The sequence below is a fragment of the Novosphingobium sp. AAP1 genome (assembly GCF_001295765.1).
Lineage (GTDB): Bacteria > Pseudomonadota > Alphaproteobacteria > Sphingomonadales > Sphingomonadaceae > Novosphingobium > Novosphingobium capsulatum.
In genome coordinates, this window is record NZ_LJHO01000001.1 from 352,543 (window position 1) to 379,290 (window position 26,748).

General features: G+C 66.7%; 20 protein-coding genes and 2 tRNA genes. 16 read left to right on the forward strand and 6 right to left on the reverse strand.

Translation table 11 applies throughout. The features are described from left to right. Nucleotides 1-10 precede the first annotated feature (10 nt). The 4 genes from IP65_RS01435 to IP65_RS01450 all read left to right on the forward strand — a co-directional run bounded on the left by IP65_RS01435 (nucleotide 11) and on the right by IP65_RS01450 (nucleotide 1,603). Nucleotides 11-814 (forward strand): NAD kinase, encoded by an 804-nt coding sequence (locus IP65_RS01435; protein WP_043609077.1) that lies wholly within the window; start codon nucleotides 11-13, stop codon nucleotides 812-814. Between the two features lie 99 nt (nucleotides 815-913). Continuing rightward, nucleotides 914-988 (forward strand) — tRNA-Asn (locus tag IP65_RS01440). 54 nt (nucleotides 989-1,042) lie between these two features. Beyond that, nucleotides 1,043-1,117 (forward strand) — tRNA-Asn (locus IP65_RS01445). 84 nt (nucleotides 1,118-1,201) lie between these two features. Beyond that, a complete protein-coding gene (locus IP65_RS01450; RefSeq protein ID WP_054130514.1) occupies nucleotides 1,202-1,603 on the forward strand; it encodes a hypothetical protein in 402 nt (133 codons plus the stop codon). Nucleotides 1,604-1,609: 6 nt separating this feature from the next. Here the strand turns inward: IP65_RS01450 and IP65_RS01455 are convergent, their stop codons facing one another. Beyond that, on the reverse strand, nucleotides 1,610-2,983 hold the full coding sequence (locus tag IP65_RS01455) for a formimidoylglutamate deiminase (RefSeq protein ID WP_054130515.1): 1,374 nt from the start codon (nucleotides 2,981-2,983) through the stop codon (nucleotides 1,610-1,612). A 63-nt stretch (nucleotides 2,984-3,046) separates the two neighbouring features. On the opposite strand from IP65_RS01455, the gene hutI reads away from it, so the two are divergent. The 5 genes from hutI to IP65_RS01480 all read left to right on the forward strand — a co-directional run bounded on the left by hutI (nucleotide 3,047) and on the right by IP65_RS01480 (nucleotide 9,378). Next, nucleotides 3,047-4,261, forward strand: a complete 1,215-nt coding sequence (hutI, locus tag IP65_RS01460) for an imidazolonepropionase (protein WP_054130863.1) — start codon at nucleotides 3,047-3,049, stop codon at nucleotides 4,259-4,261. Then, nucleotides 4,258-5,787, forward strand: a complete 1,530-nt coding sequence (hutH, locus tag IP65_RS01465) for a histidine ammonia-lyase (protein WP_054130516.1) — start codon at nucleotides 4,258-4,260, stop codon at nucleotides 5,785-5,787. The genes hutI and hutH overlap by 4 nt, the downstream gene beginning before the upstream one ends. Further along, nucleotides 5,787-6,581 (forward strand): N-formylglutamate deformylase, encoded by a 795-nt coding sequence (gene hutG / locus IP65_RS01470; RefSeq protein WP_054130517.1) that lies wholly within the window; start codon nucleotides 5,787-5,789, stop codon nucleotides 6,579-6,581. Before hutH ends, hutG begins: the two co-directional genes overlap by 1 nt. Before the next feature lie 2 nt (nucleotides 6,582-6,583). Then, nucleotides 6,584-8,251: a urocanate hydratase gene (gene hutU / locus IP65_RS01475; protein ID WP_054130518.1), complete on the forward strand. Its 1,668-nt coding sequence runs from the start codon at nucleotides 6,584-6,586 to the stop codon at nucleotides 8,249-8,251. Nucleotides 8,252-8,418: 167 nt separating this feature from the next. Then, entirely contained in the window at nucleotides 8,419-9,378 is a 960-nt protein-coding gene (locus IP65_RS01480) for a transferrin-binding protein-like solute binding protein (protein WP_171797963.1), read from the forward strand. Between the two features lie 132 nt (nucleotides 9,379-9,510). Here the strand turns inward: IP65_RS01480 and IP65_RS01485 are convergent, their stop codons facing one another. Then, on the reverse strand, nucleotides 9,511-10,137 hold the full coding sequence (locus IP65_RS01485) for a polysaccharide biosynthesis/export family protein (RefSeq protein ID WP_231627509.1): 627 nt from the start codon (nucleotides 10,135-10,137) through the stop codon (nucleotides 9,511-9,513). 490 nt (nucleotides 10,138-10,627) lie between these two features. Between IP65_RS01485 and IP65_RS01490 the strand changes: the two genes are divergently transcribed. The 5 genes from IP65_RS01490 (at nucleotide 10,628) to IP65_RS01510 (ending at nucleotide 17,328) form a co-directional block, all read left to right on the forward strand. After that, on the forward strand, nucleotides 10,628-12,832 hold the full coding sequence (locus IP65_RS01490) for a polysaccharide biosynthesis tyrosine autokinase (protein WP_054130520.1): 2,205 nt from the start codon (nucleotides 10,628-10,630) through the stop codon (nucleotides 12,830-12,832). Between the two features lie 259 nt (nucleotides 12,833-13,091). After that, nucleotides 13,092-14,129 carry a glycosyltransferase gene (locus IP65_RS01495; RefSeq protein ID WP_082349756.1) on the forward strand — a complete coding sequence of 346 codons (1,038 nt, stop codon included), beginning with the start codon at nucleotides 13,092-13,094 and terminating at the stop codon, nucleotides 14,127-14,129. 65 nt (nucleotides 14,130-14,194) lie between these two features. Further along, nucleotides 14,195-14,905 (forward strand): DapH/DapD/GlmU-related protein, encoded by a 711-nt coding sequence (locus IP65_RS22150; protein WP_082349699.1) that lies wholly within the window; start codon nucleotides 14,195-14,197, stop codon nucleotides 14,903-14,905. A gap of 49 nt (nucleotides 14,906-14,954) precedes the next feature. Beyond that, complete coding sequence (locus IP65_RS01505) at nucleotides 14,955-16,463, forward strand: hypothetical protein (protein WP_054130521.1); 1,509 nt, start codon at nucleotides 14,955-14,957, stop codon at nucleotides 16,461-16,463. A 427-nt stretch (nucleotides 16,464-16,890) separates the two neighbouring features. After that, nucleotides 16,891-17,328 carry a GNAT family N-acetyltransferase gene (locus IP65_RS01510; RefSeq protein ID WP_156306348.1) on the forward strand — a complete coding sequence of 146 codons (438 nt, stop codon included), beginning with the start codon at nucleotides 16,891-16,893 and terminating at the stop codon, nucleotides 17,326-17,328. A gap of 667 nt (nucleotides 17,329-17,995) precedes the next feature. On the opposite strand, the gene mdoH is transcribed toward IP65_RS01510, so the two are convergent. The 4 genes from mdoH to IP65_RS01530 form a co-directional block, all read right to left on the reverse strand. Beyond that, nucleotides 17,996-19,882, reverse strand: a complete 1,887-nt coding sequence (gene mdoH, locus IP65_RS01515; RefSeq protein WP_054130522.1) for a glucans biosynthesis glucosyltransferase MdoH — start codon at nucleotides 19,880-19,882, stop codon at nucleotides 17,996-17,998. Then, nucleotides 19,879-21,429 (reverse strand): glucan biosynthesis protein, encoded by a 1,551-nt coding sequence (locus tag IP65_RS01520; RefSeq protein WP_231627510.1) that lies wholly within the window; start codon nucleotides 21,427-21,429, stop codon nucleotides 19,879-19,881. The genes mdoH and IP65_RS01520 overlap by 4 nt, the downstream gene beginning before the upstream one ends. An 83-nt stretch (nucleotides 21,430-21,512) precedes the next feature. After that, entirely contained in the window at nucleotides 21,513-22,712 is a 1,200-nt protein-coding gene (locus tag IP65_RS01525; RefSeq protein WP_054130523.1) for an efflux RND transporter periplasmic adaptor subunit, read from the reverse strand. Beyond that, the gene (locus IP65_RS01530; protein WP_156306350.1) at nucleotides 22,694-23,818 is read right to left on the reverse strand and encodes a hypothetical protein; all 1,125 of its coding nucleotides are present in this window, start codon (nucleotides 23,816-23,818) and stop codon (nucleotides 22,694-22,696) included. Before IP65_RS01530 ends, IP65_RS01525 begins: the two co-directional genes overlap by 19 nt. A 226-nt stretch (nucleotides 23,819-24,044) precedes the next feature. Between IP65_RS01530 and IP65_RS01535 the strand changes: the two genes are divergently transcribed. Continuing rightward, nucleotides 24,045-24,824 carry an SDR family oxidoreductase gene (locus IP65_RS01535; protein ID WP_054130525.1) on the forward strand — a complete coding sequence of 260 codons (780 nt, stop codon included), beginning with the start codon at nucleotides 24,045-24,047 and terminating at the stop codon, nucleotides 24,822-24,824. A gap of 27 nt (nucleotides 24,825-24,851) precedes the next feature. Continuing rightward, nucleotides 24,852-26,726 (forward strand): ABC-F family ATP-binding cassette domain-containing protein, encoded by a 1,875-nt coding sequence (locus tag IP65_RS01540; RefSeq protein ID WP_054130526.1) that lies wholly within the window; start codon nucleotides 24,852-24,854, stop codon nucleotides 26,724-26,726. Nucleotides 26,727-26,748: the final 22 nt, after the last annotated feature.

The following is a 26,748-nucleotide window of genomic DNA, read 5'->3' on the forward strand; positions in this document are numbered from 1 at the left end:
ACGGGTGACAATGGCTGCGATCGGTTCGGCAAACAGTGCCACATATGAAAAGCTCGCGCTGCTGGCGTCTCCCACCGATCGGGCCCAGGCAGAAGCAGCCGTGCTCAAGAAAAGCCGCGATTGGGTGCCGTTCGCCGAGGCAGAGGCGGTCGTCGTGCTGGGCGGCGATGGCTACATGCTGCAGGTGCTGCACTACATGCTCGATTTCGATCGCGTGCTGCCCGCCTATGGCCTGAACCTGGGCACCGTTGGCTTTCTGATGAACAAGCACAAGAGCAGCCGCACGCTGGAAGAGCGCATCGCCCGCGCCCGTCCCGTGGCGATCAGCCCGCTGCGCATGGACGCGACCACTGCCAGCGGCGAAACGCAAAGCTGCTATGCCATCAATGAAGTGTCGCTGCTGCGTGAAACCCGCCAGACCGCCAAGCTGGAAGTGGTGGTCAACGGCAAGACCCGCATTCCCGAACTGTCATGCGATGGCGTGCTGGTGGCAACGCCGGCCGGCTCCACCGCCTATAACCTGTCCGCCAATGGCCCGATCCTGCCGCTGGGCGCCAATATCCTGGCGCTCACCCCGATCAGCCCGTTCCGCCCCCGTCGCTGGCGCGGGGCGATTCTGCCCGATACTGCCGAAATCGTGTTTCGCGTGCTCGAATCGGTCAAGCGGCCGGTGCTTGTCGTGGCCGACCAGAAAGAGGTGCGCGATATCAGCGAAGTGCGCGTCAGCGCCTGGCGCGAGCATCAGCTCACCCTGCTGTTCGATCGCGGCCGCAGCCTGGACGAACGCATCTTTGCCGAACAGTTCATGAGTTGATCGCACAGCGCGCGCTGTGGAAAAATTTGGCCGGCGGCGGGTTGCCATGCACGAAATGAGTGCTATTAGCGCGCACCTGTCCTGGGCAACCGGGACTGCTCCCTGATAGCTCAGCGGTAGAGCTCTCGACTGTTAATCGAGCGGCCGTAGGTTCGAATCCTACTCAGGGAGCCATCTTCTTCTGCCATATGGCAGAACACCGCCTTGTCCCGGCCACGCCGGGCCTGTTCCCTGATAGCTCAGCGGTAGAGCTCTCGACTGTTAATCGAGCGGCCGTAGGTTCGAATCCTACTCAGGGAGCCACCCTTCCAGCACTGGATATTGCGGCCGGCGAAGGATCGCATCATGCTGCGGCGGTCATTTCCATTGCCGGACACTATCGCCGCCATGTTCCTTCGCCCCGCCGCCATCGCGTTTGCCGTGCTTGTCGCAACGCCCCTCGCCGCGCACGCCGCGCACGCCCATCCAAGCGGCCCTGCGCAGCCGGCCTACGCGGTGTTCGCCGGCCTCGGCCCCGATGGCCGGCCGATCCGCTTTGAAGATCATGGCACGCGCTATCGGCTGCGCCTGCACGGCCATGTGCGCGAGGGCGATCTCAACACCGAACGCGGCTGGAAAAGCGATCCTGACGCCACGCTCTACGTGCTCGATTGGCAAGGCCCGGCTGCACAGCAAACGCGGCTGGTGCGCCGCACCGGCAAGCGCGACGTGCTATTTCTCGATCAAAACGACAACGTCGCGCGCCCGGTTATCCGCCTGGCGCGCATCGCCGCCCGCGCGCCGCGCTGAGCCGGCTTACGCGTGGAGCAGCGCCGCCATGGTGGCGCGATAGCGCGCGGCGATGGCATCACGGGCGATGTGGCGCCCACCTTGCACCACCTGCCGGCCCCTGCGCCACACGCCATCGACCAAGCTGCTGCCGCCGGCAAAAATCCAGGCGTCAATTGCACTTTCCGGCCTGTGGCCAGCCAGAGCGGGATGGGCGGAATCAAGCGTAACGAAATCGGCAGGCGAGCCCACCGCCAGGCCGGTATATGTCTGTCCCAGCGCTTGCGCCCCGCCGGCAAGGCAGGCGCGCAGCAGCGTTTCCCCGGTCGAGGCGCCCGGCCCTTGCGCCAGCACGGCCCGGCCGCGCTGGTCCAGGCGCTGGCCATATTCCAGCAGGCGCAGTTCCTCGGCCGCATCGATCCGCACGTTGGAATCGCTACCCACGCCGATGCGACCACCAGCGGCCAGAAAGGCGCCAGCCGGAAATAGCCCATCGCCCAGGTTTGCCTCGGTAATCGGGCATAGCCCCGCCACTGCGCCGCTGCGCGCCAAGGCCAGCGTTTCAGCCGGCGTCATGTGCGTGGCGTGGACCAAGCACCACTGCGCGTCGACGCCGGCGCGGTCGAGCAGCAGTTCCACCGGGCGCTGCCCGCTCCACACCAGGCAATCGTCCACTTCCTTTACCTGTTCGGCAATGTGGATGTGGATCGGCCCACCCTGGGCCAGCGCGCTCACCTGCGCCAACTGGTCGAGCGTGACCGCGCGCAGGCTGTGCGGCGCCACGCCCACCACCGCATCGGGCAAGGCCGCAGCATGGCCGCGCGCTGCCTCCACCAGGCGGGCAAAGCCATCAAGGTCGGTGATGAACCGCGCCTGCCCGGCGCTGGGCGGCTGCCCGCCAAACCCGGAATGGCTATAGAGCACGGGCAGCAGCGTCAGGCCTATGCCGGTCTCCTGCGCGGCGGCAACCACGGCGGCGGCCATCTGCGCCCGATCGGCATAGGGCTGCCCCGCCACATCGTGGTGCAGATAGTGAAACTCACCCACGCGGGTAAAGCCGGTTTCCAGCATTTCCACCTGCGCCTGCGCGGCAATGGCCAGCAGGTCTTCGGGCGTTACCTGCCCGACGAAGCGATACATCGCCTCGCGCCAGGTCCAGAAACTGTCTGCGCCCGGCCCGGCACGTTCAGCCAGGCCCGCCATGGCGCGCTGAAAGGCATGGCTGTGCAAATTGGGCATGCCGGGCATGGCCCAGCCGTGCCGCGTCTCTCCGGCGCGCGGGGCCTGATCCGCCACGATCGCGGCAATCTGCCCGTCGGCCACGGTCATCCGCACATGGCGTGCCCAGCCCCCGGCCAGCCAGGCCGCATCGAAGAACAGGGTTTGAGAATCCGCTTGCATCGTCACGCTCCTTGCGTGATTATGTATATACATTATCGCACCTCCGGCAAGGACCAACCCAGCATGCGCTGCGACACGATCTGGACCAATGCGCACCTTGTCACGATGGCGGGGAAAGGCCCCGACGCAGACGCGCTGGGCCGCATCGAAAACGGCATGATCGCCGCGCGCGACGGGGTTATCGTCTATGCCGGGCCGGCCGCGGCAGCGCCGGCGCTGGAGGCAGACGCAACGGTCGATTGCCAGGGCCGCTGGATCACCCCAGGCCTGATCGATGCGCACACTCACCTGGTCTTTGCCGGCAACCGTTCCGATGAGTGGGAGGCGCGCCTGGCTGGCGCCACCTATCAGGATATCGCCCGCGCCGGCGGCGGGATCATGGCCACTGTGCGTGCCACGCGCGGCGCCAGTGTCGATGATCTGGTTCGGGCCGCGCTGCCGCGCCTAGATGCGCTGCTGGCGCAAGGCGTCACCTGCGTCGAAATCAAATCGGGCTATGGCCTGACGCTCGAGGCCGAACGCGCGATGCTACTGGCTGCGCGGCAACTGGGCCAGGTGCGGCCGGTGCGCATCGTCACCACGTTCCTGGGTGCCCACGCGCTGCCGCCCGAATGGGCCGGCAATGCCGATGGCTATATCGCGCAACTGGCCGACGATTGGCTGCCCACGCTGGCGGCAGAGGGGCTGGTCGATGCGGTCGATGCCTTTTGCGAAGGCATTGCCTTTTCGCCGGCACAGGTCGATCGCCTGTTCCGCGCGGCCCGCGCGCTCGGCCGGCCGGTGCGCCTGCATGCCGAACAGCTTTCCAACTTGGGCGGCGCGGCACTGGCCGCCAGCCACGGCGCGCTCTGCGCCGATCATCTCGAACACCTTGACGCAGATGGCATTGCCGCGATGGCCCGGGCCGGCACTGTAGCGATGCTGCTGCCCGGCGCGTTCTATTTCATGCGCGAAACCATCAAGCCGCCGATCTCCGCGCTGCGCGCCGCCGGCGTGCCCATGGCCATCGCCACGGATTGCAACCCAGGCACTTCGCCGCTCACCGCGCTGCTGCTGGCCATGAACATGGGCGCCACGCTGTTCGGCCTGACAGTGGACGAATGCCTGGCCGGCGCCACGGTTCATGCCGCCCGCGCGCTGGGCCTGGCCGGCACGCTGGGCCAGCTTGTGCCTGGCCAACGCGCAGACCTCGCAATCTGGAATATCGCGCGCCCGGCCGATCTTGTTCACGGGATGGGCGCAGCGCCGCTCCATGCCCGCATCTGGAGTGGAAAATGACCCAAATCGTCCTCACCCCTGGCGCCGCCACGCTGGCCGATTGGCGCGCGATCCACGGTGGCGCCGATGTCGTGCTGCATGATGATGCCTGGGGCGCGATCGCGGCCAGCGCCGCGGCCGTCGCGCGCATCCTGGCCAAGGGCGATGCCGTCTATGGCATCAACACCGGCTTTGGCAAACTTGCCAGCGTGCGCATCGCCGATGAAGACTTGGCGGCCCTGCAACGCAATATCGTGCTCAGCCATGCCGCCGGCACCGGCGCCCCCTCGCCCGTGCCTGTAGTGCGGCTGATGATGGCACTCAAGCTCGCCAGCCTGGCGCAGGGCGCCTCGGGCGTGCAGGTGGCCACCGTGCGCTTGCTGGCAGACATGCTGGCGCGCGGCCTGGTACCGGTGGTGCCGTGCCAGGGTTCGGTGGGTGCCAGCGGCGATCTTGCCCCGCTTTCGCACATGACCGCCACAATGCTGGGCGTTGGCGAGATTTTCGTGGATGGCATTGCCGTGCCCGCGGCCCAGGCCCTGGCCGATCATGGCCTGACGCCGGTCGCGCTGGGGCCCAAGGAAGGCCTGGCGCTGCTCAACGGCACGCAGTTTTCCACGGCCAATGCGCTGGCCGGGCTATTTGCGGCTGAACGCCTGCTCGCCACCGGCCTGGTCACCGGCGCCCTGTCGACTGAGGCGGCGCGCGGCACGGATACCCCGTTCGACCATCGCATCCATGCCCTGCGCGGCCATGGCGGGCAGATCGAAACCGCCGCCACGCTGCGCGCGCTGATGGCCGGCAGCGCCATCCGCGCCAGCCACGCGGTGGATGATCCGCGCGTGCAGGATCCCTATTGCCTGCGTTGCCAGCCGCAAGTGATGGGCGCCGCGCTCGACGTGCTGCGCCAGGCCGCGCGCACGCTGGAAATCGAGGCGAACGGCGTCACCGACAATCCGTTGATTTTCCCCGATACCGACGAAGCGCTGTCGGGCGGCAATTTCCATGCCGAGCCAGTGGCCTTTGCCGCCGACATGATCGCCCTGGCGCTGGCCGAAATCGGCTCGCTGTCGGAACGCCGCCTGGCCATGCTGGTCGATCCCGCGCTGTCGGGCCTGCCCGCGTTTCTCACCCCGCTGCCGGGACTGCATTCCGGCTTCATGATCCCGCAGGTCACGGCCGCAGCCCTGGTTTCGGAAAACAAGCAGCGCGCCGCGCCGTGCAGCGTCGATTCCATTCCCACGTCGGCCAACCAGGAAGACCACGTGTCGATGGCCGCCCACGGCGCGCGGCGCCTGCTCGACATGGCCGGCAACCTCGATGCGATCCTCGGCCTCGAACTGCTCGCGGCCGTGCAGGGCATCGAGTTTCACGCCCCCCTGCGATCGAGCGACGCGTTGGAGGCCGTGCGCGCGATGTTGCGCGGCGTGGTCCCCGCCCTGGTCGAAGACCGCCATTTCGCGCCAGACATTGCTGTCGCGCGTGGCATGATCGAACGCGGCGCCGTGCTGGCGGCGTGCCCGCTGCAACTGCCGGTGCTGGGCTGATGGACTGGCTCACCATCCAGCGCGGCACCGCGCCACTCATCGTGGCCTTTCCCCACGGCGGCACCGATCTGGCCGGATGCGGCTTCGGATCGGAATGGCTGGCCCGGCGTGATACCGATTGGTGGATCGACGAAGTCTATGACTTTGCCCGCGATATGGGTGCCACGCTGGTGGCGACGGACATTTCGCGCAGCGTGATCGATGCCAACCGCGATCCTTCGGGCGCCTCGCTCTATCCCGGCATGGCCACCACCGGCCTGTGCCCGGAAACGACGTTCGATGGCGAACCGCTGATCCCCGCCCCGCTGGCGGAGGGCGAAATCGCCCACCGCCGCGAAACCTGGCACGCACCCTATCACGCAGCGTTGGCGGCGGAAATGGAACGGCTTCGTTCGATTTACCCGCGCGTGGTGCTCTATGATGCACATTCGATCCGCAGCCGCGTGCCTCGCCTGTTCCCCGGCGAACTGCCGCTGTTCAATATCGGCACCAACGATGGCCGCTCTTGCGCGCCAGAGCTGGAGGCAGCCGTTGCCACCGTCTGCGCCGCCAGCGGCGAAAGCCACGTGGTCAACGGCCGCTTCAAAGGCGGCTGGACCACGCGCCACCATGGCGATCCCGCGCGCGGCATCCACGCCGTGCAGATGGAACTGGCGATGCGCGGCTATTTGGCGGAACCGGCGGAGCCCACGGCGGAAAACTGGCCGCCCCGCCCCGATCCACGGCGCCTTGCCCACCTGCAACCCATCCTGAAGCGCGTGCTCAGCGCCTGCCTTGCCTTTGCTGGAGAATGACGATGACCCGTTTGGACAACAGCCGCGTGATCCGCCCCGCCACGGGCACGGACCTGACCGCCAAATCCTGGCTGACCGAAGCGCCGCTGCGCATGCTGATGAACAACCTGCATCCCGATGTGGCCGAACGGCCCGAGGAACTGGTCGTCTATGGCGGGATCGGCCGCGCCGCGCGCGATTGGGAAAGCTATGACAAGATCGTCGAAACCCTGCGCCGCCTGGACGATGATCAGACCCTGCTGGTGCAATCGGGCAAGCCGGTGGGCGTGTTCCGCACCCATGCCGATGCGCCGCGCGTGCTGATCGCCAATTCCAACCTGGTGCCGGAATGGGCCAATTGGGAGCATTTCAACGAGCTCGATCGCAAGGGCCTGGCCATGTACGGCCAGATGACCGCCGGCTCGTGGATCTATATCGGCACCCAGGGCATTGTGCAGGGCACCTATGAAACCTTCGTCGAAATGGGCCGTCAACACCATGGTGGCGATCTTTCCGGCAAGTGGCTGCTGACCGCGGGCCTGGGCGGCATGGGCGGCGCGCAGCCGCTGGCTGCGGTCATGGCCGGCGCATCGTGCCTGGCGATCGAATGCCAGCGCAGCCGGATCGAGATGCGCCTGCGCACCGGATACCTCGATCACGCCGCCGAAACCCTCGACGAAGCGATGGCCATCATCCGCCAGTCCTGCGCCGACAGGAAGCCGGTCTCGGTGGGCCTGATCGGCAACGCCGCCGAAATCCTGCCGCAGATGCTGGAGGCCGGCATCCTGCCCGACCTGTTGACCGACCAGACCAGCGCGCACGATCCGATCAATGGCTATCTGCCCGCCGGATGGACCGTGGCGGAATGGATCGACAAGCGCGAGCGCGAGCCGGAAAGCGTTGCCAAGGCGGCCCGCGCCAGCATGGCCACCCACGTGCGTGCCCTGCTCGATTTTCAGGCGCGCGGCGTGCCCACCACCGACTACGGCAACAACATCCGCCAGGTCGCCTTTGATGAAGGCGTTGAAAACGCCTTCGATTTCCCCGGGTTTGTGCCGGCCTACATCCGCCCGCTGTTCTGCCGGGGGATCGGCCCGTTCCGCTGGGCGGCGCTGTCGGGCGACCCGGAAGACATCTACAAGACCGACCAGAAGGTGAAGGAACTGCTGCCCGACAACGCCCATCTGCACAACTGGCTGGACATGGCGCGCGAGCGTATTCACTTCCAGGGCCTGCCGGCGCGGATTTGCTGGGTGGGCCTGGGTGACCGCCACCGCCTGGGCCTGGCGTTCAACGAGATGGTCGCCAACGGCGAACTCAAGGCGCCGGTGGTGATCGGGCGCGATCACCTCGACAGCGGATCGGTCGCCAGCCCCAACCGCGAGACCGAGGCCATGCAGGATGGATCGGATGCCGTGTCGGATTGGCCGCTGCTCAATGCCCTGCTCAACACCGCCAGCGGCGCCACCTGGGTGTCGCTGCACCACGGCGGCGGCGTGGGCATGGGCTATTCCCAGCATTCCGGCATGGTGATCGTGGCCGATGGCACGCCCGAAGCGGCGCGCCGCCTGGAACGCGTGCTGTGGAACGACCCGGCCACCGGCGTGATGCGCCATGCCGATGCCGGCTATGCCATCGCCCAGGATTGCGCCCGCGAAAAGGGGTTGGACCTGCCCGGCATTCTGGGCTGATCCAGCCGCTGGTCGATCCCCGCCGGAACCGGCGCGCTGACCGCGTGACGGCCGATCCGGCGGGGGCAGACTATTCCCCCGATATGATCCTAAATATTTGGATACGCGTCAGGAAATCTATTGTAACAGCGGCACGCAAGACAACTTTTGCGGGACCGATCGAAACGATGGCATATACAATTCGCACCATTCGCATGGCTGTTCCACTGGCATGCGGATTGCTCGCAGCCTGCGGCGGTGATGGCCCGGTCAATTCCGTATCGGCCAGCAAGCCTTTTCCGCAGAGCACCTCGGGCACCTTTTCCGCCGCGACGGCCACGCAAACCTACACCGGCAGCCTGAGCAGCGGCCAATTCGGCAGCCAGTTCAGCAAGCCACTGGCAGTGACGCCCGCCACCACGGCAAGCGTCAACGCGGCCACGACAATCGCCTATGACGCCGCGACGGGAACCTATACCGTGCAGGCGGGCAGCACCTCGGCCAGCTTCACCGCCGCCGACAAGATGCCGTCGAGCGACTATACTACCAGTTTCAACAAAGGTGGCGACACCCTGACGCTGTATGGCAATGCGCAGCCGGGCAATACGGCAACCGCCCCTGTCAGCCTGAGCTACACCAGCTTTGGCAAATGGACCCACGTCGACGCGAGCGCCGACCAGACCGACATCCGCTATTACGTATTTGGCGAAATGTCGGGCAGCAAGGGTATGCCCACCAGCGGTTCGGCCACCTATGCCACCACCGTTTCGGGCACGATGCTGGCATACAACTATGCCCCGGCCACACTGAGCGACCTCACCGGGACGGCAACGTTCACGGCCGATTTCGCCCAGGGCACGGTCAGCACCGGCCTGTCCCTCCGCGCGGTCGGGAATCCCACCGAAGGCAGCGCAGGCGTCTACAGCGGCAGCGGCACGATCGCGAAAGACCAGTTTGCCGGTACGTTCACCAGCGGCACCAACTACTTTGCCAGCGGCGCATTCAACGGTGCCTTCTTCGGGCCATCAGCGGCAGAGATGGGTTATACGTTCGCGATCAAGGGCCACAATCCTGATCCTTATGCCGGCGCCAGCGTATCACCCGGCGACATTTCCATCGTCGGGGCAGTGGTCGGCGCGAAGAAGTAGCCCCTCCCCCACGCTGCACTCCACAGCCGTCCTCCAGCGCGAGGCCGCCCCGGATCGTCTGCTCTGGCCCAAGCGCCGGCGCGACGATCCGGCCGGCCGGGGTGGCACGGCGTTGTGGTCAGATGGTCCGCTTCAGAAATAGCGCTCACCGACGCGGATCGTGTCGCCGGGCAAAACCGCCACTGGCGCGCCGCTGCGCAGCGATACGCTGTGTTCGGCCGAAGTCGTCTGCCGCCGCAGGAATGCCGTCTTTTCGTTGGCGCGATAGGTAAATCCGCCAGCCTTGGCGATCGCCTGCTCCACCGTCATGCCCGAGGCATAGGGATATTCTCCCGGCTTGTTCACCTCTCCCAGAATATAGAACGGGCGGTAGTTGAGCACTTCCACACTAACGCGCGGATCGTTGACATAAGCGCCCGACAGCCGACCGGTGATCTCGTGCGTTACGTCGTCGATGGTGTGGTTTCCCGCCTGGACCACGCCGATGAGGGGAAAGGCCACGGCGCCGGTGGAGGTGACGTTGTATTCGCCGGTCAGCGTCGGCTCGTTGAACACGGTGATGCGCAGCTTGTCACCTGCGCCCACCCGATAGCCCGCCAGGCCGGTGGCGCGGTCCACTGCCGATAATGGCTGCGCCGTGGTGCCCGCGCACCCCGGCAACAACAGGGCGAAGCCCAGCACGGCCGCCAGCATGGCGGGCCGGGCCGCCCGGGCCATGGCAGCATGGCGCGAGAGACCATGATCGATATGGGGAATCACGTTACACCCTCCGTGTGCGTTCGTTTCCCGGTTGTTCTATGCCGCGCCCTTGCGAAGACAATGCAGCGGCCCGGGATGAAAACTCCGACTTGGAGGCTTTCCGGAACGATCGGAATCGCCGGTTAGGCCGGGCGGCGGGCTTGGCCATGCCTAATCGATGGCCGTCGGGCGGAACCGGCCAGCGCGCCGTATATGCGGGCAAATCCTACGCATTTTTCCGGTGCCATACGCGGATTTACCGATAGCCGACGGCGCGATTGCCACCCGGCCTGCGCCACCCGCCGCACCCCTCTCCTGGGCCCGGATCAGCCGGCTGCAAGGGGTGCCAAGCGGTGCCTCGCTATTGCTCCGCTGCGGATATGCTTGGCCTTCCTTGCGCGGGCGAACCGCCACAGGCTGAGGTCATACCGGGAGCGGGCAAGGCCTGGGGCGCCAATCGCGCCGCCGCCATGCGCGCCGGGTGCAGAGCTTGACTTGGCCGAAGGGGGCAATGGTGAACACCGCAATCGACTTTTATCGCGCGCCAGCCGGCATCGTGCCGGCCACGCCGGCCGAGCCGCGGGCCAACAGCGCAGCGGCAACCGACCGCATCGATCTGCGGCGGCTGATGGCCATGTTCCGCAGGCGCATCGGCGTATTCCTGGGCGTGTTGCTGGGCGTGCTGGCGATCGGCATGGTCATCACGGCGTTGCAACCGCGCACCTATCAGGCCCGCGCCGAAGTCACGCTCAACAGCAAGTTGCAGCCGGTCGCGCCGACCAGCACGAACGACCGCACCGACCAGCCCGCCATTCCCAGCGAAAGCTTTGTCGATACGCAGGTTTCGGTAATCACCTCGGAAACCAACACGGCCGCGGTCGCCGATGCCTTGGGCCTGGCGCGCGATCCGCGTTTTGCCCCATCGCCAGACGAAGGGAAAGCCGCCAACACCAAATCTGCCGGCGCCCACCAAAGCGCGCGCGAGGCAGCCATTGCCTACCTGGCCAAGAACGTGGCGGCCCAGCGCATCGGCACGACGTATGGCATTGCCATCACGTTTGAAAGCAGCGACCCGCAGGAAGCCGCGCGCATCGCTAACGCTTTTGCCGAGCAATACACGCTGGGCGCGCTGGAGAACAAGCGCAGCGGCGCGCGCGAAACCACCGGGGTGATCGCCAACCGCCTGGAACAACTGCGCCAACAGGCCCTGGCTGATAGTGCGACGGTGCAACGCTATCGCATCGCGCATAACCTGCTCAGCACCACGCAGGGCACGCTGACCGAGCAGGAAATCTCGTCGTATAACCAGGAAGTGACCGCTGCCCGGGCACAGGCGAGCGAGGATGCCGCCCGCCTGGAAGCGGCGCAGCGCCAGTTGCAGGCCGGTGGCAGCGGCGGCGTGGGCGAAGCCTCGCTCTCACCGGTGATCGGCCAGATGCGCGCACAGCAAGCCAGCCTTGCCGCCGAATTTGCCGCCATGTCATCACGCTATGGCCCACAGCATCCCGAAGTGCTGCGCTCCAAGGCGCAGCTTGATGCCGTGAACCGGCAAATCGCCGCCGAAACCCAACGCGTGATGGCCAGCCTTGAGGCCAAGGCACGGGTATCGCAGCAACGCCTGGCTTCGCTGGCCGGTTCGCTCGATGCCTCGCGCGGCGCACTGGCGCAGAACAACGCGGCGCAAGTGGGGCTCGACGATCTGCAGAAGCGTGCCGAAACGTCTAACGCGCTCTATGAAAGCTACCTCAACCGCTTCAAGGAGTTGACCGCGCGCGAGGGCACCGAACAGGCCGATGCCGACTTGCTGCACCGCGCCGATGTTCCGCGCAACCCCAATAGCCCGCATATCATGATCAACGCCGTGCTGGCCCTGGCGCTGGGCACCGGGCTTGGCATCGCCGCAGCCTTTCTGGCGGAAATGACCTTCACCGGCCTGACCACGGGCGAGGATATCGAAGAGCGCATGGGCGTGCGCTATCTTTGCGCCATTCCCACACTGCAATCGGTGGCACGGCGCGGGGAGCGGGTGCCGGCCAGCGCCCTGCTGGAAGATCCGCGTTCGGTCTTTGCCGAAAGCTTCCGCTCGCTGCGCGCCTCGATCGCGATGAACACCACCGAGGCGCGGATCATTGCGATCACCTCTGCCCTGCCCGAGGAAGGCAAGACCACCACGTCGATCTGCCTGGCGCGCTCCATGGCGGCGGCAGGTGACCGCATCCTGCTGATCGACGGGGATCTGCGCCACCAGGGCGTCAGCCGGTTCCTGCGCGGGGGCGAAGGGCGCCCTGGCCTGATGGAAGTGCTGCACGGCACGGCCAGCCTCGACGATGCGCTGGTTGTCGATCCTGGCACGGGTCTCTCGATCCTGCCGCTCTGCGCCGAGGCGGGTGATCGCGCGGAACTGATGACCGGGGTCGAAATGGATCGCCTGCTCGCCACGGCGCGCGAACGGTTCGATGCGGTGATCATCGATACCGCGCCGGTGCTGCCCATCGCTGACGCCCGCCTCTTGCTGGGCAAGGCCGATGCCTCGGTCTTTGTGGTGCGCTGGCGCAAGACACCGGAGCAGGCCCTGCGCGCCGCGCTGCGCCTGTTGCCGATCGACCGCGTGCAATTGGCCGGCGTCGCCCTCACCCGCGTGGACATGCGCAAGCAGCCCCGCTTCGACTATGGCGAGACCGCATTCTACCGCAGTTACGAGAGCTATTATGCCTGAGCGGCGGCGCTCGGCGGGCCGATCCACTGCGCCTGCGGACACGGCGGTGGCTGTTACCGCGCCGGGCGCAGCAGGCACGGCCGACGTGCCGGCTTTGCCACTGCATGTGCCGGAAACGGCGCGGCGGCCCGAAGACCATAGTGCGCAGCTGGTACTGCCCGCCAAGCCAGAGCGCACGGCGATCCCAGCGGTCCATCCAAGCGCAGACCCACGCCGCCGCTTTGCCCGCGTGGCCATCGTGCATTACTGGCTGGTGACGATGCGCGGCGGGGAGCGGGTGCTGGAGCGCTTGCTGCACCTGTTTCCGCAAGCCGATATCTTCACCCACGTGTACGACCCGACAGCTGTTTCCGACACGATCCGCCGCCACAAGGTAACGACCAGCTTTATCCAGCACCTGCCCGGTGCACGGCGCCATTATCAAAGCTATCTGCCGCTCATGCCCATGGCGCTCGAGCAGCTTGACCTGCGCGGCTATGATCTGGTGATCAGCAGCGAAAGCGGCCCGGCCAAGGGCGTGATCACCGCGCCTGATGCCCTGCATCTCAGCTACGTGCATTCGCCCATGCGCTATCTGTGGGACCACTATCACGATTATCGCGATGCCGCCGGGATGGTCAGCCGCACGATGATGCCGCTGCTGTGCCATCGCCTGCGCGCCTGGGATGCCAGCTCGGCCGCGCGGGTGGATCGCATCGTGGCCAATTCGCGCTTTATCCAGCGGCGCATTGCCAAGGCTTGGCGGCGCGAGGCCGATGTGGTGCATCCGCCGGTAGAGATCGACCTGTTCGATCGCGCCGATGCGGTGGGGCCGGCCTATCTCTGGGTAGGGCAGATGGTGCCCTACAAGCGGCCCGACCTGGCGATCGATGCGTTCAACGCGCTGGGCCTGCCGCTGGTGATGGTGGGCGATGGGCCGCTGGCCGCCGCCATGCGCCGCCGTGCCGGGCCCAACATCACGATCCTGCCACGGCTGCCCTTCCCCGCGCTGCGCCGCGCCTATGCGCAGTGCCGCGCCCTGGTGTTTCCAGCCGAAGAGGATTTCGGTATCGTCCCGGTGGAGGTGATCGCCTCGGGCCGGCCCGTGCTCGCCTATGCCGGAGGCGGCGCGCTCGACAGCGTGACGCAAGACCTGACTGGCCAGTTCTTTGCCAGCCAAAGCGTGGACTCGCTGATCGCCGGGGTGAAGGCGATGGAAGCCTGGTTGCCGCATTTCGATCCAGCCGCCGCCATGGCCGATGCCCGCCGCTTTGCGCCCGACCGGTTCGACCAGGGGCTGTTGCATGCGCTGGAATAGGGCGCGGCGCCCCACTGTCATCGTGCTTGTGAAATCGTCTGCCACTTTCTGACCAGGGGATACCCATGGCCACGCATCTCGCCCCCGCTTCGACCGATCGTCACGCCCCGGCCTTGCCACTCCCCCCTGCGGCAGGCCCGCAAGACTGGCAAACTACGCCGCGCGTTGCGGTCGATGCGCCGCCCGTGGCTGGCCCCAGCGGCCGACTGGCCCGCTGGCTCGCCGCGCTCCAGCCGCGCAACCGGCTGGTCACGCTGGCCACGCGACTGGCATTGCGGCGGCGCGGGACGGTGCCTGGGCGCCGGCTTTTCGTGCACGGCCATCGCCCGCGCATCAGCGGAACGGGCGATATCCGCATCGGCGCGCGGGTCAACCTGCGTGGTGACGTTGCGCCGGTGCGCATCGAGGTGGCGCGCGGCGCGCTGGTCACGCTGGCGGATCGCGTCTTTCTTAACGCCGGGGTGCAATTGATCTGCCACAGCGCGATCGAGATCGGCCCGCATTGCCGCATCGGCCCCGATTGCGTGCTGTGCGATACCAACCACCACCCGGTGCACCAAGGCGACGGCGTGCGCGTGGCGCCGATCCGGCTGGGCAGCAATGTGTGGCTGGGGCGCGGGGTGATCGTGCTGCCGGGCGTGACTATCGGCGATCATGCCGTGGTCGCCGCCGGCGCAGTGGTGACCCAGGATATTCCCGCCGCGCAGGTGTGGCGCGGCAACCCTGCCAGCTTTGCCAAGGCGGTGCGCTGCGCGCCCGATTTCATCCGGCCATGATGGCGCCGTTCCCTTCCGTTTCTATCGTCCTGCTTGTGCGGAGCCTGCGATGCAATTGACCTTCATCGGCGCGATCCAGGTGCTGTTGGGCCTCAGCCTGTTCCTTGCCGGATCGATCGAGGCGATGTTCGCATTCCTCTTGGTCTCGACGCTGTTTGGCGGCTCGGCGGCGATCGTGCTGCCGATGCTGGGCGGGTCGTCGATCCCGCCGGTGCAGTTTGCCCTGGTGTTCATGGCGCTGCGCCTACTGGTGCCCGGCGTGGGCAATGGCATGGCGGTGGGCCAGGCGGCGCGGGCCAATATCTGGCTGGCGACGTTCATCCTCTATGGCGCGGTGCTGGCATTTATCGGCCCGCGCCTGTTCGCCGGGCAGATTGACGTGACCCCGATGCGCGGCAAGGTGGAAGCGCGCTATATCTCCATGCGCGCCTATATCTATTCCACCCGCCCATTGAGCTTTTCGGCGCAGAACATCACCACCACGGTCTATCTGTTCGGCACCCTGCTGACCGCGATTGCCGCGCACGTGGTGTGCAGCAAGGAGCGCGGGCGCCGCGTGTTCGTACGCACCATGGCGATCGCCGGGCTGGTGCACGGCCTGATCGGCTTTCTCAGCGTGGCGGCCAAGGGCACGCCGGTGGAAACCGTGCTCGCCCTGTTCCGCAACGGATCCTATGCCCAGCTCGATCACAGCTATCGCGGGTTCGTGCGCATGGCCGGGCTGTGGCCAGAGGCATCGGGCTTTGCCTGGTTTGGGATCAACTGGTTCGTGTTCCTGTTCGAATGCTGGCTGCGTCGGGTAGACAGCCGCTACACCGGACCAGCGGCCTTCGTGCTGGCAGCGGCGCTGCTGTGCAGTACGGCAACCACGGCCTATGTCGGCCTGGGCATCTATGGCGCGCTGGTGCTGGGGCGCAGCTTGCTATTGCCAGGCGCGATGCCGGCCGATCGGGCCCTGATCATTGCCGGCGCGGGCCTGGCCATGATCGTGTTGATCACCGGACTGATGATCGCCCACCCGGTTCTGGTCAACGATGCCACGGAACTACTGCGCCACATGACGGTGGACAAGGGCCAATCGCTGTCTGGCGAACAGCGCGGCTTCTGGGCCTGGCAGGGCTGGCATGCCTTTGTCGCCACGCATGGCATCGGCATTGGGCCGGGCAGCTTCCGCTCGTCTAGCCTGGCAACCGCCGTGCTGGGCTGCACCGGCCTGATCGGCGCGACGGCGATGATCGTGCACATGATCAGCGCGTTCAAACCCACGCGGCTGTCCACCTATGTCCCCTCGCCCGACATGGCGCTGTCGACCGGCGCGGCCTGCGCCTGGGCGGCAGTGGTCGATGCCGTGGTCGCCTCGCTGTCCTCTCCCACCTGCGACCCGGGAACGGACTTTGCCATCCTGACCGGCGCCGCCTTGGCCCTGCGCCCGATCGTGCCCCGCCTGACCCCATGGCGCGGCCCCGTGCGCCGCCTGCCGCCCTTGCAGCTTTCCCCGGCGATGGCACTGGGCAGCGCGATGCCCGAGCCGGCGTTTTCGACGCAGCCGGCAGAGTGAGGGTATCGGCTTAGCGGGCGGAATAACGGCGCAGCCGGAGGAGCGCTGTGCCCGGCAATCGCCATGCAAGGAGAAGAAGGCGGCGCGATCGAATGACCGCTTGGCCAACACAGGTCGCGCCGCACCAGCGCGCGCTGGGTTGGCGGATAAATCCACGCGACAGTTTACGCCCAACCCCGGTCGTTCGATCTGTATGCATAAGAGCCTGACCGCCGTTCGAACTGTCATCAGATTCCTGTTTTCCGATGTCCAGCAGGCAATTTCGGGAAAGCTCAATAGGGAACAGATTTTGGGAAAGCGGCTCATTCGGGGCGATGACACCCCTGCGGCGCCACGGCTTTCCCGCTGAATCCTCCCAATCAGGAAGGTGACGGTGCCCGCATCGCGCTCGATTGCGGGAACAGCTAGCCGGTGATAGGGAACAGCAGTGATTACGATCCGCCCTGCCGTGCCCGATGATGCGGAAGCACTTACCGACCTGATGCATGGGTCGGCCGCTTATAGCGGTAAGTATGCAAGTATTCTCGACGGGTATGCGGTCCAACCCTCGCAGATCGAGCGAGATGTTTTCTATATCGCCGAGCGTGATCGCACGTTGTGCGGATTTTACAGTCTAACCCTTGATGGTGAACCCGAACTGGACCTGATGTTCGTAGCAGATGGCGTTCAGGGTAGCGGGTTAGGGTCTATGCTGTTCCGGCACATGATGACGGAAGCGAGGCGGCAGGGCATCGCCTCGATCAAGATCGTTTCCCATCCGCCCTCGGTGGGCTTCTATGAGGCGATGGGCGCGGTCGTCGTCGGTACGAAACCACCGACTGCCAAGGCAACGTGGAGCCGCCCGATCCTGTCGCTTGCGATCTAGCCGCTTTTCTCGATATTCGATCCTTTTCGGGAACAGTAGTTATCGCCACCAGCCTCCTCAAAGCTGCCTGTCCGTTCCCCGCCAATCTCGGCTGATCCGGGCACGATTGCGGTTGAGCGATTTGCACATGATAGGTGGGGCTGCTCAACGTCCCTGACGTTCACACGAAGCCACGAAGCCACAAAGGCAGATCACAAGAGGGTTCTTCGTGGCTTCGTGGCTTCGTGGCTTCGTGTGAAATCATTTCCAAAGCCGAGAAAACCACAAGCCGGCTGAGCAAGCGGTGCATCGCTTGCGTTCAGTATCAGCAGCGTTGATGGGATAAGCCGGTTGGTAGTAACGAAATCCTCAGGCCACCAGTAATAATGAAGTTAGCATGATGGCCTCACGCATATTATGCAAGATCTATTGAAATAGATATAAAATGCCGCAGAGAAAAATCAGAAAAATTTTACTTTATTCTATGTCCGATTTGTAATTGCGCATTTTCAAGATGGACCCCGTATCGAGTCCGGGGTGACGAGGAAACATAAATTAAGTGAAAATTTATTGTCACCCCGGACTTGATCCGGGGTCCAGCTTCCTTTCTTGCGCGATGTGTGGATAATCGGTCGATCAACTTCAGCTATATGCTGCGATTTCCCAAGCCGCACAGCCTACCCGCACCTCACGCACCCAGCGCCTTTGCGGAAACCGGCTGCGCTTGCGCCGATCCCATGCCGCCGGGCGCGGCCTCCGCGGCGGGATCAGGCACTTCGGCGCGACCGACGCGCATGGTGCGGGCGGGGACGCGGAACAGGCCGCGACGGGCGGCGGCTTCGCCCAGATCCTCGCGCGAGGTCAGGCTGACCAGCCAGGGGGCAGTCAACAGGCCCAGCGTGATCGGCGAGAGCCACAGCGCAGTGACCGGGTCGAGCCAGACCGTGGCGGCAAACGCCAGGCCGAGCAGGATGTGGTCGCGCATCGCCGGCAGGATCGCGCGCACGGCAATGGCCTGGGCATCGCGGTTCTGCGCGTTCCACTGCGAAGGAATGCCGAGCAGCAGGCCGAGCAATGCCTTGATCTGCAAGAGCATCGACACCGGCGCGAACAGGGTGGAGAGCACCAGCTCGACCAGGACGGAGCGGAGCGCGCGCCACGGCCCGCCAAAGGCTCCGCAGCGCCGTGCGTCGGCGAGGATCCACACCAGGCCCATCACCTTTGGCCCGAACAGCAGCAGCACGGTAAGCGCCAGCACGCCCGGCGGCACGGTCATCAGGACACTGCCTTCAATCCCGCCGCCGATGCGCGCCATGGCGACCTGGGCGATCGTGGCGAGCAGCAGCAGCAGCCAGCCTGGCGAAGTAAGATAAGCAGAGGCGCCGATCAGCAGGTGCAAGCGGCTGGTGCTCGCGAGGCCCGAGGCACCGATCAGGCGCAAATGCTGCAGATTGCCCTGCATCCAGCGGCGGTCGCGCAGCGCATGATCGACGATGGTGGGGGGATATTCTTCATAGCTGCCACCGATCATCACCATGTGCACGGCCCAGCCGCGCCGCCGCAGCAGCGCGGATTCGACCATATCGTGGCTAAGGATATGACCGCCGAACGGCGGCTTGCCCGGCAGATCGGGTAGGCCACAGCTTTCGGCAAAGGCGCGGGTGCGCACGATGGCGTTGTGGCCCCAGAAATTGGCCTCTGCCCCGCTCCACCACAGCAGCCCGGCCGATGCGATCGGGCCATAGGCCTCGCTGGCAAACTGCATCCAGCGCTGGAACAGGGTGCGCGCATTGGTGATCATCGGCACGGTCTGGAGCAGGCCGATCGACGGCCGTGCCTCCATGAGCGAGGCCAAGCCGATGATGGCGTCGCCGGTCATCACGCTATCGGCGTCAAGCACCAGCATGTTTTCATAGGCCCCGCCAAAGCGGCGGACCCATTCGGCAATGTTGCCGGGCTTGCGGGCGGTGTTTTCCTCGCGGCGGCGATAATAGACCGCGATCGGCGCACGCGCGGCCAGTTCGGCCCACGCCGCCTCTTCGCGTTTGCCATGCAATGCGCTGGAATCGCTGAGCACGAAGAAATCGATCCATGGCGCCCCGCCCGACCGATCGATGGCGAAGGCCATCGCCTCTACGCGGGCGAACACCGCGTCGACATCCTCGTTATAGACCGGCATCAGCACGGCAGTGCGATGGGCCAGGCTGGCAGCGGGCGATGGCACCGGCACAAAGCCGGGATGCGCGCCGCTGATCAGCTGGATGAAGCCGATCGTCGAACTGACAAAGCCGAACGCCACCCAGCTGAACAGCGGCACGAAGAACACGAGCAGCGCCACCTCGATGGCATTGAGGCCATCGCGCGAAAAGGCGACGCGCACCTCGCTCGACGCAGCAAGGCCCAACACCGCCGTCAGCGCGATGAGCAGCCAGCGCTTGACCAGCAGGCCGTGAGGGCGCGTTTCCACTTCGCGCCGTGCCGGGGCATTGCCGAACAGGCGCTGCACCGGCATGTCGAGCGGCGCTTCGGCCGGGAGCAGCGGCGGCTGGCCACCTGGCGCAGCGCGGTCCGTCATGGCTGGATCGCCTTGATCACGGTTTCGCTGAGCGCGCCGCCGCCGCGCTTCAAGAACAAGCGAAATTCACGCGCGGCGAGCCCCTGCGTCTTGATATCGAGCGTCACGCGCCATTGCTTTTCCCGCCCGGCGACCGGGCCGACCGCCTTGTGCAGCACGGCCTCTGGCGGCAAGTCCAGTTCGGCCGTGACACCGCTGCTGCGGTTAAGGCCTTCAAGAGAATCGCCCTGGAAATCGAGGACATAGCGCGTGGCACCGGGGATCGGATCACCGCCCGGCACGCCGCCCGGCCCGGCAAACACCTTGATGCAGCGGGCATTGGCATTGGCGGCCAGATCGCGGTTGGTCCAGGTCAGCCGATAGGCAAAATCCTGGCGCTGGCCGGCCTTGGCCGGCCGATCGCTGAGCCAGAAAGCCGCCACATTGTCGACGTTTTCCGAGATCGTCGAAAAGGCATAGAGCACAACCGCACCCGCGCCCCAATCACCCTGCGGCTCTACCCACAAAGATGGCCGGCGATCGTAGAAGGCCAGGTCATCCTGATAGTGATCGAACGCCTGATCCCGCTGGACCAGGGCAAAGCCACGCAGGGAGTTGGCGCGAAAGGTGTTGGTGCGCGGCTCTGGCGGGTTTTCCAGCGGGCGCCAGATGCGCTCGCCATCGGCCATCCAGATGGCCAAGCCGTCGGAATCGTGCACTTCGGGCCGCCAGTCGCGGCGGTCCATCTTGGTCGCCTCGTCAAAGCAGAACATGCTGGTCATCGGCGCGATACCCAGCCGCGCCACGTCCTTACGCAGGAACAGCGCCGATTTCACCTCTTGCACCACGCCCGCCTCGGTCTGGCGGGTATCGAAGGCATAGGCCCCAGTCAGCGACGGCCCCTCAAGCAGGGCATGGATCACCAGGCGCTGGCGCCCTTCCGGCCCGCCCAGATCCTCGATCCAGAACGCGGTAAATTCGGGAAATTCCTCCGCTCCAGGCATCGTGCCGGTATCGACGGCAATGCCCCGCGCCGACAGGCCATACTGGTCTTTCTCGCCCGCCGCGCGGAAATAGGATGCGCCAAGGAACGCCAGCCAATCGCCATGGCCATCGGCGTGCATCACGCGAAAACCGGCGGGATCGACGTTCTGCGCCGCGCCGAATAACCCCTGCGTGTTGATCAATGGACGCGCCTGGCCGGCGGAAACCACGTTGATGCCCACGGCGAATGGGGCGGTTTCCAGCCGGGTGGGAAAGAGCCGCACGTGGCCCGGCAGGCTCTGCGCCTCGCCATAGGTCAGCCGCGCGGCATCATCAAATGTCGGCGCGGCCCGGCGCGAGGCGGTGCGGGCGGCATAGGGGCGGCGCGCGGAAGCCTGGGCGGCGGCCACCAGGATATCCCAAGAAAACGGCTTGGCCGGGCCGAAATTGCCCGCCGCGCCCTGGGCCAAAAGCCGCGCCGGCAGCGCCGCCAGGCCTGCCAGGGTAAGCGCCATCGTGGCAAAACCGCGGCGCGACACAGCCGCGCCGGCGGTGGCATCGGAAGGGTTCGAAGGATCGATCATGCCTGCCTAACGCAGCCCCCGTCGTTCGGTTTCGGCGGAAAGCCAGCGCGTTCCACGGCCTGCCCCGCCTGGGTTTCGTCCTGTCACGGCTTGGACGGGCCAGCGCGCCGCCCGATGATCACCTGAACGCCGGGCTCCAGCCCGCTCGCCAGGATTTCGGTTCGCTTGCCGTCACTGGCGCCCGTGGCCACCGCCACCTGGCGCGGTTCGTTGTCGTCTGACAGGATGTAGACCGTGCTACGGCGCGGCGGCACGCCATCGGGCGTAAAGCCCAGCGCGGCATTGGGCACGAGCAGCACCTTTTCGCGCGCAGGCAGGTCGATTTCCACCGTGGCCGCCATGCCCGGGCGCAACTGCACCATGGCACCATCGCCAGCGGCCGGCGGATCGAGCGCGAAGACCGCCAAGCGATCGAGGCCGCGCGTATCGTCGGTGGGATCGATCCGCACAAGCCGCGCGGTGCGCACCTTGTCGGCCATGCCGGCCAGCAAAACATGGGCGCGGGCATTGGTGGCCAGCCGCTGGGCGTCGGCCGTCGGCAGCGGCACCGTCACCACCAGGCGATCGAGCCCGGTGGCGAGCGACAGAAGTGGCGTGCCCGGCGCCACCAGTTGCCCCGGCGCCACTGCGCGCGAGACCACCACGCCATCGAACGGCGCGCGGATCGTGCCATCGGCCAGTTGCCGGCGCGCCAGGACTTCATCGTTGCGCGCCTTGGCCAGGGCCGCCGTGGCGCTGGCAAGAGCCGCTGCCGTGCGCGAAAGTTCGGCGCGGGCGCCGTCCATTTCGTTGACCGAAGGCACCCGGCCGCCAGACTTGCGCCACACGCCCTCATAACGATCCAGCCGGGCACGGGCGCCATCGAGATCAGACTGGGCCGCCAGCAGCGTGCCTTCGGCCGCCGCGCTGGTGGCCTCGGCACTGGCAAGCGCGGCCTGAAGCGGCGCGGTATCGAGCACGGCGATGGGCTGGCCGGTGCGGACCACGCCATCGCCCGGCCCGAGCAGGCTGTGCACCACGCCGCCTTCGGGGGCGCGCAGGATCACTTCGTCCTCCGCGTGCAGGGTTCCGCTCGCACTCATCACCGGAGTCAGGCTGCCGCGTTCCAGTGGCACACTGTAATAGGGCATGTCCGGCCCATCGACAAAGCGCAGCAGCAGCCAGAACGCCGCCACACCGGCCACCAGCAGCGCCAGGACCATACCCCAGCGCGCCAGCCCGGCGCGCGGGCGGGCGCCGAGAAAGGCATCGAGATCGCCGTCGGTCATGGCGTTGCCGAGCATTGCGACGGCGCCTGGGCCGGAGCCGCCGGGGCAAGATCGGCGGCGGTCCAGCCCAGGCCATGGGCTGTCCACAGCCGCACCTGCGCGCGCGCCAGCCCGGCCCGCGCCGTGGCATCGGCCTCACCAGCAGCCAGCGCAGAGGCTTCGGCCACATAGAGCGTGGCAAAGGGTTCAGCGCCGGCGCGATAGCCGGCGCGGGCATCGCGCACGGTGCGATCGGCCTGCGCCAGGGTGCGTGCACTCGCCTGGGCAAGTTGGCGCGCCGCCTCCAACGCCTTGGCCGCGCTATCCATGTCTTCGGCATTGGCCGCCGTAGCGCTGGCCAGGGCGGCGCGCGCCTGATCGACCGAGGTCGTGCCGGCAACCACCGCCTGGCCCTGCTCCTGGCGCACCAGCATCACGCCAGCGCGGCGGGTATCGGGCGCGGCCATATCGTTCAGCGTGGGCACGGCGCCGCCCTGCCCCATCAGCGCAACCAGCGCATCGCCCGCAAGGCCGGTTTCCTCTGCCAGGTGCGCCATGGCCTGCGACACATCGGTTTCGGCCTGGGTCACGGCATCGGTATCGAGATCGACCATCACGCCACCCAGCGCACCGTCGATCGCCGAAACCAGCCCGGCCTCGCGGCGAAAGCGGGCAATTTCGGTGTTGTCCTGCCAAGGCGCGGCAGCGCTGCGCCGTGCGGCCAAGCGCGCCTGGGCCAGGCGCACGGCAAGATAGGCCTCGGCCATGGCGGCAGCGCGGCGATTGACCAGTGCGGCATGGGCATAGGCGCCGGGTGCCACGCCATCGGCCACGCGCTCTGCGGCCATCAAGCCGGTAAGCCGTCCGCCAAGGTGACGGCGCCGGGCCGCGAGGCGATCGGCCTGCGCCTGCAACTGCCAGGCATCGCAGGCGAGGCGCGCATCATGCGCCAGGCCCTGGGCAATGACCTGGGCCAGCACCGGGTCACCCGCCTGGGTCCACCATGGGGTGGCATCGGCGCGCACGTCGTCTGCCGGGGCCAGGCCGGGATCAACCACGCGCGGCGCGGGCACGGCGCAGGCCGCACAGGCCAGCGCAAGGGCCAGGGCTGCTACCCCGCGGCCAGGATGGGATGGTTTCACGCAGAACACCGGCTGGCGATTAGCAAAATATCACCGTGTGGCAATCGAATGACGGGCAAAGGGCGGATGGCCACAGCCGTATCCCGCATTTCGGCGCAAGGATGGGGCGGTTGGGCTGCTGTGCGAACGCATCATCGCCCCGGCTTGTTCCCCACCGCGATTGCGATAGAGCAAACCTCCTATCGGCAGGCGTGGCTAAACCCCTGCCCGGCACAAGGAAACAGCGATGGATCTGGGCATCAACGGGCGCAAGGCAATGGTTTGCGCGTCATCCAAGGGGTTGGGCCTGGCCTGCGCCACGGCCCTGGCCCGCGAAGGGGCGCAAGTGTGGATCAACGGGCGTGACGCCGCCCGGCTTGAGGCGGCGCAAGCGCGGATCGCCCGCGAAATCGGCGCCAGCGTTATGGCGGTGGTGGGCGATCTCGACACGGCAGAAGGGCGCGCCGCGCTGCTCGCGGCCTGCCCCGATCCCGATATCCTGGTCAACAACAACCACGGCCCGCGCCCCGGCAAGCTCGACATGCTGGAAGAGGCCGACTTCCTGGCAGCGCTGCATGCCAACATGCTGAGCCCGCTGGCGCTGATCAAGGCGGTGGTGGGCGGCATGCGGGCGCGCAAGTTTGGCCGCATCGTCAACATCACCTCGGCCCAGGTGCTGATGCCGGCGCCCGAGATGGGCCTGTCGGTTTCGGCGCGCGCCGGGTTGATGGCCATGGCCAAGGTCTTGCAGTTCGATTGCGTGGCCGACAACGTGACGGTCAACAACCTGTTGCCCGGCCCGTTCGACACCGATCGCCTGGCCTCGCTGGCGCAGCAGCAGGTGGCGCAGGAGGGCATCACGCTGGAACAGGCCTATGCCCGCATCGGTGCGCGTGGTCCCTCGGGCCGGGTGGGCCAGCCGCACGAATTCGGCGATGCCTGCGCCTTTCTGTGCGCGGCGCAGGCCGGCTATATCTCGGGCCAGTGCCTGACGCTGGATGGCGGCGCCTATCGCGGCTTGTTCTGACGGGCGCAGCCGGCTAGGCGCACGGGCATGCTCACCATTTCCGGCATCACCGTGCGCCTGGGCGGCCGCACCATCATCGATCGCGCCTCGGCCACCGTTCCCACCGGCGCACGCGTCGGCCTGATCGGGCGCAACGGCGCGGGCAAATCCACGCTGATGAAAGTGCTGATCGGCGAGATCGAGCCTGACGAAGGCAGCGTGGACATGCCGCGCCGCGCACGCCTGGGCTATATCGCGCAGGAAGCGCCCACCGGTACGGCCACACCGTTTGAATCCGTCCTGGCCGCCGATACCGAGCGCGCCGCGCTGCTGATCGAGGCAGACACCTGCACCGACCCCGACCGCCTGGCCGACGTGCACGAGCGGCTGATCGCCATCGACGCCTACACCGCCCCGGCGCGGGCGGCGCGCATCCTCATCGGCCTTGGCTTTGACGAAGCGATGCAGGCCAGCCCGCTCGACAGCTTTTCGGGCGGCTGGAAAATGCGCGTGGCGCTGGCCTCGTTGCTGTTTTCGCAGCCCGACGTGCTGCTGCTCGACGAACCGTCCAACCACCTCGACCTGGAAGCAACGCTGTGGCTGGAGAATTTCCTGCGCAGCTATCCTGGCACGCTAATCGTGATCAGCCACGAGCGCGACCTGCTCAACAACGTGGTGGACAATATCCTGCATCTGCAGGGCGGCAAGGTCACGCTCTATCCCGGCGGCTATGACAGTTTCGAGCGGCAGCGCGCCGAACGCGCGGCGCAGGCCGCCGCGGCCCAGGCCGCCCAGGCCAGCCAGCGCGCCAAGCTGGAAGACTATGTCCGCCGCAACAGCGCCCGCGCCTCTACCGCCAAGCAGGCGCAATCGCGCGCCAAGATGCTGGCCAAGATGCAGCCGGTGGTGGCCATGCTGGAAGACCCCAGCCTGACGTTCGATTTCCCCAGCCCCGATGAACTGCGCCCGCCGCTCATTACGCTGGACATGGCGGCGGTGGGCTATGCCCCCTGCCAGCCGATCCTCAAGCGGCTGAATCTGCGCATCGATCCGGATGATCGCATTGCCCTGTTGGGCCGCAACGGCAACGGCAAGACCACGCTGGCGCGCCTGCTCGCCGGGCAATTGCCGGCGATGGAAGGCGGCATGACCACCTCGGGCAAGCTCGCCATCGGCTATTTCACGCAATACCAGGTGGAAGAACTGGCCGGCAGCGACACCCCGCTGCTGCACATGACCCGCGCCATGGAGGGCAAGACCCAGGCCGCCGTGCGCGCCCAGCTGGGTCGGTTCGGCTTTTCCGGCAACAAGGCGACGACCGAAGTTTCGCGCCTTTCAGGCGGGGAACGCGCGCGGCTCGCCCTGGCGCTCGTCACCCGCGATGCGCCGCACCTGCTGATCCTCGACGAACCGACCAACCACCTTGATGTCGATGCGCGCGAGGCGCTGGTCCAGGCGCTCAACGCCTATCAGGGTGCAGTCATCCTGATCAGCCACGACCGCCACATGGTGGAATTGACCGCAGACCGCCTGGTGCTGGTCGATGACGGGGCCGCCGTGCCCTATGATGGCAGCATGGAGGATTACATCGACTTCGTGCTGGGCCGGAACCAGCCCAAGGCTGATGCCGCTGCCAAGCCAGCCGCGAGCCCCAAGACCGAGGCGGAGAAGGCTGCCACCCAGGCGGCATGGCAGGCGCGCCGCGAGCTGGGCAAGCAGATTGCCAAGGCCGAAAAGGACATGGCCAAGCTGCAGGCCCGCATCGCCGACATCGATGCCGCCCTCGCCGATCCGGCCAAGGCAACCGGGCAGCTCAAGGGCATGAACCTGGGCGCCATGGGCAAGCTGCGCGAAGACCTGGAAGCCGAACTCGCCCGCGTGGAAGCGCAGTGGCTGGCATGGAGCGAACAGGTCGACGGGTGAGCCATGCGCGCGGATCGGGGCT